Origin of the sequence: Microbacterium sp. B19(2022), assembly GCF_012030385.1 — a bacterium.
Taxonomy (GTDB): domain Bacteria; phylum Actinomycetota; class Actinomycetes; order Actinomycetales; family Microbacteriaceae; genus Microbacterium; species Microbacterium oxydans_B.
This window is the reverse complement of the sequence record NZ_JAAUVO010000006.1, coordinates 215,915-227,678: the sequence shown is the minus strand read 5'-3', so window position 1 is coordinate 227,678 and position 11,764 is coordinate 215,915. Positions and strand designations below refer to the sequence as shown.

At 69.1% G+C, this 11,764-nt stretch carries 11 protein-coding genes; 9 read left to right on the top strand and 2 right to left on the bottom strand.

The genetic code is table 11. The features are described from left to right. Positions 1 to 356: 356 nt before the first annotated feature. From nirB to HCX50_RS07700, 5 genes are read left to right on the top strand one after another with little or no spacing between them, the layout of a single operon-like run. Complete coding sequence (gene nirB / locus HCX50_RS07720) at positions 357 to 2,885, top strand: nitrite reductase large subunit NirB (protein ID WP_205828926.1); 2,529 nt, start codon at positions 357 to 359, stop codon at positions 2,883 to 2,885. Beyond that, positions 2,882 to 3,244 (top strand): nitrite reductase small subunit NirD, encoded by a 363-nt coding sequence (nirD, locus tag HCX50_RS07715; RefSeq protein WP_167633565.1) that lies wholly within the window; start codon positions 2,882 to 2,884, stop codon positions 3,242 to 3,244. The genes nirB and nirD overlap by 4 nt, the downstream gene beginning before the upstream one ends. Further along, positions 3,241 to 4,476: a uroporphyrinogen-III C-methyltransferase gene (cobA, locus tag HCX50_RS07710; protein WP_167633563.1), complete on the top strand. Its 1,236-nt coding sequence runs from the start codon at positions 3,241 to 3,243 to the stop codon at positions 4,474 to 4,476. The genes nirD and cobA overlap by 4 nt, the downstream gene beginning before the upstream one ends. Further along, positions 4,473 to 5,603, top strand: coding sequence for a uroporphyrinogen-III synthase (locus HCX50_RS07705; protein WP_167633561.1), 1,131 nt, complete (start codon positions 4,473 to 4,475; stop codon positions 5,601 to 5,603). Before cobA ends, HCX50_RS07705 begins: the two co-directional genes overlap by 4 nt. After that, the gene (locus HCX50_RS07700) at positions 5,600 to 6,277 is read left to right on the top strand and encodes a sirohydrochlorin chelatase (RefSeq protein ID WP_167633559.1); all 678 of its coding nucleotides are present in this window, start codon (positions 5,600 to 5,602) and stop codon (positions 6,275 to 6,277) included. The genes HCX50_RS07705 and HCX50_RS07700 overlap by 4 nt, the downstream gene beginning before the upstream one ends. Positions 6,278 to 6,344: 67 nt before the next feature. Here the strand turns inward: HCX50_RS07700 and HCX50_RS07695 are convergent, their stop codons facing one another. Continuing rightward, positions 6,345 to 7,268 (bottom strand): formate/nitrite transporter family protein, encoded by a 924-nt coding sequence (locus HCX50_RS07695; protein ID WP_337749307.1) that lies wholly within the window; start codon positions 7,266 to 7,268, stop codon positions 6,345 to 6,347. 256 nt (positions 7,269 to 7,524) lie between these two features. Between HCX50_RS07695 and HCX50_RS07690 the strand changes: the two genes are divergently transcribed. Then, complete coding sequence (locus HCX50_RS07690) at positions 7,525 to 8,763, top strand: NAD(P)/FAD-dependent oxidoreductase (RefSeq protein ID WP_167633557.1); 1,239 nt, start codon at positions 7,525 to 7,527, stop codon at positions 8,761 to 8,763. Positions 8,764 to 8,784: 21 nt separating this feature from the next. Here HCX50_RS07690 and HCX50_RS07685 read toward each other — a convergent pair whose 3' ends face one another. After that, the gene (locus tag HCX50_RS07685) at positions 8,785 to 9,105 is read right to left on the bottom strand and encodes a hypothetical protein (protein WP_091036479.1); all 321 of its coding nucleotides are present in this window, start codon (positions 9,103 to 9,105) and stop codon (positions 8,785 to 8,787) included. Between the two features lie 104 nt (positions 9,106 to 9,209). Here HCX50_RS07685 and HCX50_RS07680 point away from each other — a divergent pair, with 104 nt between their 5' ends. The 3 genes from HCX50_RS07680 (at position 9,210) to HCX50_RS07670 (ending at position 11,724) form a co-directional block, all read left to right on the top strand. Next, entirely contained in the window at positions 9,210 to 10,598 is a 1,389-nt protein-coding gene (locus HCX50_RS07680) for a replication-associated recombination protein A (protein WP_091036477.1), read from the top strand. Positions 10,599 to 10,780: 182 nt separating this feature from the next. Beyond that, positions 10,781 to 11,410 carry a 30S ribosomal protein S4 gene (rpsD, locus tag HCX50_RS07675; protein ID WP_029263334.1) on the top strand — a complete coding sequence of 210 codons (630 nt, stop codon included), beginning with the start codon at positions 10,781 to 10,783 and terminating at the stop codon, positions 11,408 to 11,410. A gap of 125 nt (positions 11,411 to 11,535) precedes the next feature. Then, entirely contained in the window at positions 11,536 to 11,724 is a 189-nt protein-coding gene (locus HCX50_RS07670) for a hypothetical protein (RefSeq protein WP_029263335.1), read from the top strand. Positions 11,725 to 11,764: the final 40 nt, after the last annotated feature.

Below are 11,764 nucleotides of genomic sequence, written 5' to 3'. Positions count from 1 at the left end.
TTCGTGATGTCCCTCTACTCCTCCTCTGTGTTTTTCGACCATTAGTCGGCTTTTTTTTTTTTTCTGAAGTCTCGTGGGCTCGGTGGCAGACACGTGATTCTCCTTGCGCGGTAGGGCCCGCGGGAGGCGGAAAGGACGAGGCTCAGCCTAGTACGCCCCGCGCGGCCCCGCCGGACTCGCGTGATGCGCCGTCTCACATGGCTGTTATCGAGTTGTGAGGAGAACGTTCGATCCGCGTAACACCGGCCCGGCCTTTCGCGAAACACCGCGTCTCTATCGTCGAGTCCACGGACAGAGGAGGGCTCGTGATCGTTCGGGAGAGCACATCGTCGGATGTCGTGGTGGTGGGGGCGGGAATGGTCGCGCACCGATTCGTCGAGAGCCTGCTCCGCGGCGAAGGCTCGGTGCCGACCGTCACCGTCATCGGCGAGGAGGCGCGCGCCCCGTACGACCGTGTCGGTCTGACCTCGTTCTTCACCGGAGCGAGCGCCGACGACCTCGCACTCGACCCGCAGACCCTCCAGGAAGACCGGGTGCGCTTCATCGGCGACGATCGCGTCACCGGGATCGATCGGGCGCATCGATCGGTGCGCACCCGCTCGGGTGCGGTCCACGCCTACGGGACACTCGTTCTCGCGACCGGCTCCTACGCCATGCGGCCGGCCGTCGACGGCGCTGACCTTCCCGGCTGCTTCGTCTATCGGACCCTCGACGATGTCGCCGCGATCGATGAGTTCGTCCAGCGCCGCGCCGCCGCGCTGGGCCGTCCGTTGCGCGGGACGGTGATCGGCGGCGGACTGTTGGGCCTCGAGGCGGCCGGCGCGTTGCAGGGTCTCGACGTCGAGTGCACGGTGGTGCAGTCGTCGGACCGGCTCATGTCCGCCCAGCTCGACCTCGCCGGCGGCACGATCCTGCGTCGCCTCATCGAATCGAAGGGCATCGATGTGCGGACGGGAACCCGGACCACACGGATCGACCCGGATGCCTCCGGCTCCGTCGCGGCACTGCAGTTCCAGGACGGCAGTATGCAGGGAACGGACATCGTCATCTTCACCGTCGGCGTGCGCCCGCAGGACTCGCTGGCACGCGTCGCCGATCTCGCCGTGCACCCCAGCGGTGGCGTCCTGATCGATTCGAGGTGCCGCACCGCCGACGACGACATCCTCGCGATCGGCGAGGTCGCCAATTTCGAAGGACGCTCCGTCGGACTCGTGGCCCCCGGATACGCCATGGCGGAGGTGGCGGCCACTCGGCTTCTCGGCGGCGATGCGACCTTCCCCGGTTACGACGACTCGGCGAAGCTGAAACTCTCCGGTGTCGATGTGGCGAGCTTCGGAGACGCCTTCGCGACCACGCCGAATGCCCTGGACGTCGTCTACACCGACCCGGTCAACGGCGTCTACAAGAAGCTCGTCCTCTCCGACGACGCGAAGACCCTGCTCGGTGGCATCCTCGTCGGCGATGCCTCGGCCTACGGATCTCTCCGTCCCCTGGTGGGTGCCGCGCTGGGCGCCGACCCCGCCGCCTACCTGATGCCGGAGGGCGGCACGACGCTTCCCGACAACGAGCTTCCGGCTGAGGCGGTCGTCTGCTCGTGCTCGAATGTGACGGCCGGACGCATCCGGGAGGCTGTCCACGCCGAAGGGTGCACAGACGCCTCGGCCGTGAAGGCGTGCACCAAGGCGGGCGCCACCTGCGGTTCCTGCATCTTCGCGGTCAAGAAGATCGTCGGCCAAGAGCTGACCAAGCTCGGTCAGACGACCTCCGACGCCCTGTGCGAGCACTTCTCGATGTCGCGCCGCCAACTCTTCGACGCGGTACGGGTGTCGGAACTCACGACGTTCAGCGCGATCATCGCCCGTTTCGGCACCGGGCGCGGCTGCGACATCTGCAAGCCGGCTCTCGCCAGCATCCTGTCCGTCCTCGTCGGAGCGCACGTGCTCGACGGCGAGAACGCTGCTCTGCAGGACACCAACGACCATGTGATGGCCAACATGCAGAAGGACGGCACGTACTCGGTGGTGCCGCGGATGCCCGGCGGTGAGGTCACTCCCGCGGGGCTGATCGCGATCGGGAACATCGCCGAGACCTACGGCCTGTACACGAAGATCACCGGAGGGCAGCGGATCGATATGTTCGGCGCCCGCCTCGAGCAGCTGCCGCAGATCTGGCAGCGTCTGGTCGACGCCGGCTTCGAGTCGGGACAGGCGTACGGCAAGGCGCTGCGCACCGTGAAGTCGTGCGTCGGCTCCACCTGGTGCCGCTACGGCGTGCTGGATGCCGTCGGTATGGCCGTGCGCCTCGAGCTCCGCTATCGGGGGCTGCGGGCGCCGCACAAGCTCAAGGTCGGCGTGTCCGGCTGCGCGCGCGAGTGTGCGGAGGCCCGGTCGAAAGATGTCGGTGTGATCGCCACCGAGACGGGGTGGAACATGTACGTCGGCGGCAACGGCGGCTTCTCGCCGCGCCACGCGGAGCTGCTCGCCGCCGACCTCGACGACGAGGGCCTCATCCGCGCGATCGACCGCTTCTTCATGTACTACATCCGCACGGCGGACCGCCTCCAGCGCACGGCAGGGTGGTGCGCCGAGCTCGACGGCGGGCTGGACGGTCTCCGCGAGGTGATCTTCGACGACAGCCTCGGCATCTGCGATGACCTCGACACGGCCATGAGCGTGCACGTCGATCGTTATGAGGACGAGTGGGCGGCGACCCTGCGTGACCCGGTGAAGCTGCGGCGCTTCGAGTCCTTCGTAAATGCGACCGACACCCCTGACCCTTCTCTGGCCTACGTGTCCGAGCGCGGTCAGGTGCGGCCGGCGACGACGGAGGAACGATCGGACGCGAGCGTCATGATCGCCGGCACGACTCTGGAGGTGCGACGATGACGCTCAGTGCTGACACCGGAACGCGCGTTCGTGTGTGCGCCCTCAGCGACCTCGAGGTGGAGCGAGGCAGGGCGGCGCTGTTCGGCACCGTACAGATCGCGCTCTTCCTCCTCGCCGATGGCTCGGTGCACGCGGTGTCCAATCTCGATCCCTACAGCGGCGCCCATGTGATGTCGCGAGGGATCGTGGGCACGCGGGGCGATGTGCCGACGCTGGCCTCGCCGATGCACAAGCAGGTCTTCGACCTGCGCACGGGCGAATGCCTCGACACCCAGGGCAAGGCCCCGGCGACGCTGCGGGTCTGGGACGTGACCGCGCGAGACGGTCAGATCGAGCTGAACATCGAGGAGATCCGATGACGGTCATGTTGGGTGTCGACCTCACTGGACGCGACGTGCTGCTGGTGGGTGGTGGCGCAGTCGCGGCGAAGAGGATCCGCCGGTTCCTCGATGAAGGGGCGCGAGTGCGGATCGTCGCCCCCGTCCTGCATCCGGACACCGCGCGGCTGGTCGAGCTGCACGGTCTCGTCTGGCGCGCCGGTCGCTTCCGCGGATCGGATCTCGCCGGGGCGTGGCTCGTACACGCGGCCACCGGCGACGCCCGCGTCGACCGCGATGTCGCGGAGCGCTGCGAGCGCGCGCGGATCCTCTGCATCAATGCATCCGACGGCGCCCATGGGTCGACCAGGCTCACCGCACAGGCCGAGATCGGCGACGTGACCGTCGCGGTGACCAGTACGGTCGGTGCGGACCCGCGTCGGTCGGTCGCCGTGCGGGATGGGATCGTGGACCTCGTGGGCGACGGCCGCCTACCCCTGCGGCGGCGCCGTGCCGGTCGGAGCGGACGCGTCGACCTGGTGGGAGGCGGACCGGGGCCTGTGGACCTGATGACGGTGCGCGCCCGGCGCCTGATCGCCGAAGCGGACGTCGTCGTGACCGACCGGCTGGGGCCCGCGGCGGAGATCGTCCGCGGGCTCGATCCCGACGTCGAGGTGATCGACGTGGGGAAGCTTCCCGGGCGGCACCCCGTGCCGCAGGACGAGATCAACCGGATCATCGTGGCGCGGGCAGCCGAGGGGCGACGCGTCGTCCGGCTCAAGGGCGGGGACCCGTTCGTCTTCGGACGCGGCGGCGAGGAGATGCAGGCATGTCTCGCCGCGGGCATACCCGTCGACGTCACCCCGGGGATCTCGAGCGCGATCGCCGTTCCGCAGGCGGCCGGCATCCCCGTCACACATCGAGGCACGGCCGCGGCTTTCCACGTCGTGAACGGTCAGGGTGCGATCGGCGAGGGCACGCTCGCGGCGTTGGCCGACCCGACGGTGACTACGGTGATCCTGATGGGCGTGGCCGCCCTCGAACGTCTGGTCACCGTGGCACTCGCGCACGGTGTGCGGGCCGATCGGCCGATGGCTTTCGTCGAGAGCGGCCAGACGGCGCAGCAGCGGACGACGCGGACCACGCTCGGCCAGGCCGTCGCCGATGCGCGGGCCGTCGGTCTGCGCAATCCGGCGGTCATCGTGATCGGCGAGGTCGCGAGCGCGGGGCTGCTGCTCCCGACATCGGAATCGATCGGGGCTGTCCTGGCGTGACGATCCGTGCTCCACTGACTCCGGTCCTGGCCGGATGCACCATCGTCGTGGCCGCTGACAGGCGGTCCGGCGATCTCGTCTCGGCTCTCGAGCGACGCGGAGGCCAGGTCTACCGCGCGCCCGCCCTGAGCATCATCCCCAATGAAGACGATGAGGTGCTCATCGCCCGCACCCGCGATCTCATCGCGTCGCCTCCTGACATCGTGATCGTGACGACCGGCGTGGGTTTCCGCGGGTGGATCGATGCCGCGCACGAGAACGACCTGGCCGAAGACCTCACGGGCGCGCTGGCCGGGGCGCAGTTCATCGCGCGAGGACCCAAGGCGCACGGGGCCATCCAGCAGGCGGGCTTCGTGGCCGATTGGGTGGCCGAGTCCGAGACCTCCGCAGAAGTGGGGGAGTACCTCGCCGCCGAAGGGGTGGCCGGGCGGCGCATCGCGATCCAGCATCATGGAGCGGGCGCCGACGGGCTCGACACCCTTCTGTCGGGGCTGGGAGCGGACGTGGTCAGTATCACCGTGTATCGCTGGGGGCCGCCGCCGGACCCTCAGATCGTGCGCCGCTCCGTCGTGCAGGCGGGAGCTGGTGAAGTGGACGCCGTGCTCTTCACCTCCGCACCCGGTGCCGCCGAGTGGGTGAGGACGGCCGTCCGTGCCGACGCGCTCGAGTCGATCCGTCGCCGGGCCGCGTCCGGGCGCCTGCTGCTCGCCGCCGTCGGACCGATAACGGCCGCCCCGCTCGCGGATGCCGGGCTCAAGGCCACTCTGGCTGCGCGCGGCCGCTTGGGGTCGCTGGTGCGCTGCGTGGTCGATCATTACGCCTCGGGTGCCGCCCCGCAGCTGCAGACGGCTCTCGGTGCGATGGAGATGCGCAGCGGCGGTGTCCTGATCGACGGCGCCTTCGTTCCGCTCTCCCGCGCTGGTGCGAGCATCCTGAGCGAGCTCTTCGATGCCGCCGGACGCGTGCTCTCCCGCGAGGAACTGGGGCTCGCCCTGCCCCGAGGGGGCGAGAGCGCCCATGCCGTGGAGATGGCGGTCGCCCGGCTGCGCGAGGCACTGGGCGGGGCTGCAGCGATCCAGACCATCGTCAAACGCGGCTATCGACTCACCGTGGAGGAACCCCGATGACCACCCTCGTCGCCTGCTCCCACGGCACGGATTCCCCCGCCGGACGCCGCACGGTCGCAGACATCGTCGATCTCGTGCGCGCACGTATCCCGGGCACCCGCGTCGTCCAAGCCTTCGTCGACGTGCAGGAACCGGCGGTGCCCGAGGTCGTCGAACAGGAGCATCTCGACGATGACGTCGTCGTGGTGCCGCTGCTGCTCTCCGTGGGTTTCCACACCGCGGTCGATATCGCGAGCGCCGTCCGTCCGTACGACAACGTGCGGCAGGGGGAGCCCTTGGGCACCCACCCGCTGATCGCCGAGGTCCTGCGCGCGCGGCTGCGTACGGCGGTGCACGATCGCTGGCTTCCGGGCGACCACGTCGTGCTCGCGGCGGCCGGCTCCAGCAATCCTGCGGCGGTGGCAGATGTCACCAGGGCGGCGGCGCACCTCGCCGATCTGATCCCGGTGCCGGTCACGATCGGGTACGCGTCGGCGATCGAGCCCCGCATCGCGGACGCCGTGAGCTTCGCGCGAGAGCGGGGAGCCTCCCGGGTGATCGCCGCGAGCCATGTCCTCGCGCCGGGGTACTTCGCCGGTCTCGTGGAGAGATCCGGAGCGGACCACGTCTCGGCACCGCTCGGGGCAGACCCGCGCATCGCCGAGGTCATCATCGAGCGCTTCCGCTCCGCCTGACCCGGAGCGCGCACACAAAGAGGGGGCGGATGCCGAAGCATCCGCCCCCTCTCCGTGCTCATCCCGGTCAGACCCGCGACGGCTCCCGCTCAGCCGCGCTGGTGTCGAGGCCCGCTGCCGGCTCGGCCGCTGCGGTCATCTCGACGACCGACACGCGCGACCGGCGCTCGGTTCGGCGCGCCTCGCGGGCGGCCCGCGCCTTCGGGCGGCCGTGCGTGTAGTAGATCGGCAGACCGACGAAGAGCAGCCCGCCGACGAGGTTCCCCACGACCGTCGGCAGCTCATTCCAGACGAGGTAGTCCCAGACGGTGAAGTCGGCGCCCATCAGGAGTCCGGAGGGGAACAGGAACATGTTCACGATCGAGTGCTCGAAGCCCATGTAGAAGAAGAGCATGATCGGCAGCCACATCGCGACGATCTTGCCGATCGTGCTGTCCGACACCATCGCGAGCACCACGCCGGTGGAGACCATCCAGTTGCACAGCACGCCGCGGATGAAGAGCGTCAGCATCCCGGCGGCACCGTGATCCGCGTACCCGACCGTGCGCCCGTGGCCGATCTCGCTGATCGCCTCGCCCACGGCGCTGGGTGCGGTCGAGAATCCGTAGGTGAAGTACACGGCCATCAGGATCGCGACGAGGAAGGCACCGCCGAAGTTGCCGAGGAAGACGAGACCCCAGTTGCGCATCAGTGCACCGAACGTGGCACCGGGGCGACGGTCGAGCACGGCGAGCGGTCCGAGCGTGAACACGCCGGTGAGCAGGTCGTAGCCGAGCAGATAGAGCATCACGAAACCGACCGGGAACAGGACGGCGCCCAGTAGCGGCTGACCCGTCTGCGTCGAGACCGTGACCGCGAAGGCGGCGGCGATGGTGAGGAGCGCGGCGCCCATGAACGCTCGGATCAGAGTGTCGCGGGTCGACAGCTGCAGCTTGTAGGCGCCGGCATCGACCATGCGTGTGGCGAGCTCGGCGGGCTTGATGTAGGACACAGGACCTCCACGGGGACGGGAGCACGGATGCTCGACTGACTCGAGCATGCGCGAGCCTCGTTTCCGGGGGCCGCACGTGAGGTTACGGCTGTGGAGCGAATCCCTCACTTCCCGTTCATCGCGGTGTGAGATGACTGTCGTTATGTATCCGTGATGCGATCGTTCGCGGCGCGAAACATCTCGCGTGACATCCGAGAAACACGGGCCGAATAGCGTCACGGGTACGGCACGATCGCCGCCGACAGGAGCCGTACCGATGAATCATCCACTCGCCACCGAGATCGTCGTCGTCGGTGCGGGGATGGCGGCCCAGCATTTCGTCGAACAGCTCGTGCAGCGGGCGGGCGATGACGTGCGGGTCACGGTGATCGGCGACGAGGGGCGCGCCCCGTACGACCGCACGCGGCTGCGGGAGCTGTTCCTCGGCGGTTCGGCTGACGACCTCCCGCTGCCGTTCGCGGCATTCGAGAATGACCGCGTCGAGTTGGTCCTCGACGATCGTGTGCTGCACATCGACCGTCGGGCGAAGACCGTCCGCACGCGCTCGCGTCGCCTGCATCGGTACGACACCCTGGTGCTCGCGACCGGGGCCTCCGCCGGTCGGGTGGCGGTGGAAGGTGCGGGGCTTCCCGGCTGCTTCTCGTATCGCACCGTCGAAGATGCGGAGGCGCTGCGTGACTTCGTGGGCGCACGCGCGTCGGAGCTCGAGCGGGATCTGCGCGGGGTGGTCGTCGGCGGCGGCCCCATCGGACTCGAGGCCGCCGGGGCGCTGCAGGCCATCGGGGTCGATGCCACGGTGGTGCAGTACGCGGATCGGCTGATGGAGGCGCAGCTCGACGGCACCGCCGGAAGCATCGTGAAGCGCCATCTGCAGGCTCGGGGGATCGCGGTGCGCACGGGGACACGCGTGACGCGGCTGGACCCTGACGAGTCCGGCGTCGTCACGGCGATCGAGTTCCAGGACGGCTCCTTCCAACGTGTCGACGTCGTCGTGTTCACGGTCGGGTTGCGAGCCCGCGACGAGCTCGCCCGCAATGCCGGGATCGCGGTTCATCCCTACGGAGGCATCGTCATCGACGACACCTGCCGGACCTCGGATCCATCGGTGTTGGCCATCGGCGAGGTCGCCAGTCTCGACGGACGCCGATTCGGTCTGGTCGCTCCGGCCCGCGACATGGCCGAAGTCGCAGTGGGGCGCGTTCTCGGACACGACGCGAGGTTCGCCGGGTTCGACGAATCCGCTGCCATCACCCTGGCCGGCGTCGATGTGGCGAGCTTCGGGGACGCGCTCGCTCGGACGCCGGACGCGGTCGACGTGCTCTACGCGGATCCCGTCGCCGGGGTCTACCGCAAGTTGGTGCTGGCGGGAGACGCACACACGCTGCTCGGGGGGATCCTGGTCGGCGACGCCTCGGCGTATCCGGCTCTGCACACCCTGGTCGGCGCCCGCCTCGAAGCGGACCCGTCGTCGTACGTGCTGCCGAACCGCGGCTAGCGAGGCCCGTCGCCCGGTGCGCTACTCGGCGGGGCTCTCGGAGGGGAGCGGTGCCGGGCTCTCCGACGGCGCGTCGGTGGGAACCGTCGTCGGTGCGTCGGTCGGCGCGGTCGTCGGCTCGACGGTGGGAGTCGGAGTCGGCTCCGGTGCGGTCACCTGCGCGTGCACGACCTGACTGCCGATCGCGGCGACGACGATGAGGCTGCCGACGATCGCGGCGATCGTGTTGTCGCGGACGCGGCGCCGGATCTGCCCGTCGTGCCACTGGGTGCGCGCGGTGTGCAGTCGTGCGCGCTCTGCAGCGGTGCGTGACTGTGCGTTCTTGGAACCGCGTGCGGCCATGCCCTGGATCTCCCGTTCCGACGCCGGTACGCAGCGTCGCCTGAGAGCCTACCGGGACGCGCCCGCTCGTCCGAAGTGTCGGGGGCCGCCGGTAGCCTGGAGGGATGACGTCCCCTGCCGCGCTGCTCTCCGGGCAGACGCCTCTCGCCGTGCGCATGCGCCCGATCTCGCTCGACGAGGTCGCGGGGCAGCGGCACCTGTTGCGTGCAGGGTCTCCCATCGTCGCCCTCGCCGATCCGGAGGCGACCTCGCCCGGAGCGGTCTCGATCATCCTCTGGGGGCCGCCGGGCACCGGAAAGACCACGCTTGCGCAGGCGATCGCGCGCTCGTCCGGGCGCCGCTTCGTCGAGCTGTCCGCCATCACCGCCGGCGTCAAAGACGTGCGCGAGGTGATGCAGGAGGCGATCACGCAGCGCGACCTCTACGGTCAGACCACGATCCTCTTCCTCGATGAGATCCACCGGTTCACGAAGGCGCAGCAAGACGCTCTGCTGCCCGGCGTCGAGAACGGGTGGGTGATCCTGATCGCCGCGACCACGGAGAACCCGTCGTTCTCCGTGATCTCTCCGCTGCTGTCGCGTTCCCTGCTGCTCACGCTGCAGCCGCTCACCGACGACGACATCGGCGTGCTCGTCGATCGCGCGGTCGTCGATGCGCGGGGTCTGAACGGCGCCGTCGCACTGAGCACCGAGGCGCGGGCCGCGCTGATCCGGCTCGCATCCGGAGACGCCAGGCGTGCGCTCACCGGTCTCGAGGCCGGCGCCGCCGTCGCTCTCTCGCACGCGTCCGCCGCGGAGAGTGATTCCGACGACGGTGAGGACAGTGAATCGGCCGCGGCAGACGGTGCAGCGACGGTGCCCGAGGTCTCCGCCGACGACGTCGCACAGGCCGTCGACAAGGCGCTGCTGCGCTACGACCGGCAGGGCGACGAGCACTACGACGTCATCAGTGCGTTCATCAAGTCGATCAGAGGGTCCGACCCCGATGCGGCCCTGCACTACCTCGCGCGCATGATCGAAGCGGGGGAGGACCCGCGGTTCATCGCCCGGCGCCTGGTGATCTCCGCGTCGGAAGACGTCGGTCTGGCCGACCCTCAGGGTCTCGTCATCGCGGTCGCCGCTGCCGACGCGGTGGCGTTCATCGGCATGCCGGAGGGACGCATCCCGCTTGCCGAGGCGACCGTGTACCTCGCCACCACCGCGAAATCGAACGCCGCCTATGTGGGGATCGATGCCGCGATCGCCGACATCCGCTCCGGCGGCTTCGGACGTGTGCCGCTGCACCTGCGCGACGCGCACTATCCCGGGGCCAAGCGCCTCGGCCACGGCCGCGGTTACGTGTACTCGCACGACAGCGAGTACGGCGTGGTGGCACAGCAGTACCTGCCGGACGAGCTCGACGGCAAGCACTACTACGAGCCGAAGAACCTGGGCGCCGAGCGCGACATCGGTTCGCGGCTCGAGCGCATCCGCCGCATCCTCGGCGACCGGTGATCCGCACGATCGGCCGCGGAGCCGCGATCTGTTAGACTTGAGCGGCTCGAAACCGTGTTTTCGGGCATCTCCTCGTTCACACCACACCTTGCTGGCGCCCCGGCGTGCGCTCCAAGGCAGAACGCGGACGATACGTCCGTGGGTCGTGAAAGTCGCGACCACGTCATCGGAAGGACAGCTTCGTGACCACGAAGTCCCAGGACCGCCGCAAGGTGCGTCTGAGCCGTGCCCTCGGCATCCCGCTCACCCCGAAGGCCGCCCGCTACCTCGAGAAGCGTCCCTACGCTCCGGGTGAGCACGGCCGCACCAAGCGCAAGGCAGACAGCGACTACGCCGTCCGTCTGCGTGAGAAGCAGCGTCTGCGCGAGCAGTACGGCATCCGCGAGAAGCAGATGCGCAACACGTTCAACGAGGCCCGTCGTCACGACGGTCTGACCGGTGAGAACCTGGTCGAGCTCCTCGAGATGCGTCTCGACGCACTCGTGGTGCGTTCGGGCTTCGCCCGCACCACCGCACAGGCTCGCCAGCTCGTCGTGCACCGTCACATCCTCGTCGACGGCCAGCTCGTCGACCGCCCGTCGTTCCGCGTGAAGCCGGGTCAGCTCATCCACGTCAAGCCCAAGAGCGAGGGCACCGAGCCCTTCCAGGTGGCAGCAGCCGGCGGTCACGCCGAGGTTCTGCCTCCCGTTCCCGGCTACCTCGAGGTCGAGCTCGACAAGCTCCAGTCGCGTCTGGTTCGTCGTCCGAAGCGTGCCGAGGTCCCCGTGACCTGTGAAGTGCAGCTCGTCGTCGAGTACTACGCAGCACGCTGAGCATCGCTCACGCTGCTCTCTGAGAGCAGCAGCGCAAGAGGCGTCGGGGTGACCCGACGCCTCTTGTCGTTTCGGCATACGATGGTGACACCGCGCCTTCGCGGATCAAGGGCAAGGATGACGACATGAAGAACGTGCAATGGTTCCTGGTCGGTGTGATCGGCGGCTTCGTCGCGGCTCACTTCATGAACAAGGACCCGCGCGGTCACGACATCCTCGCCGAGGTCGACGCCAGGATCAACGGTTTCACCGCACTCATCGGCGACGCCTACCGCGAGCAGGAGGCACGGCTCACGGAGCCGGGCGACAACTGAACCACCGCAGCAGCGCCACGGCGCGGCATCTTCACGCAAG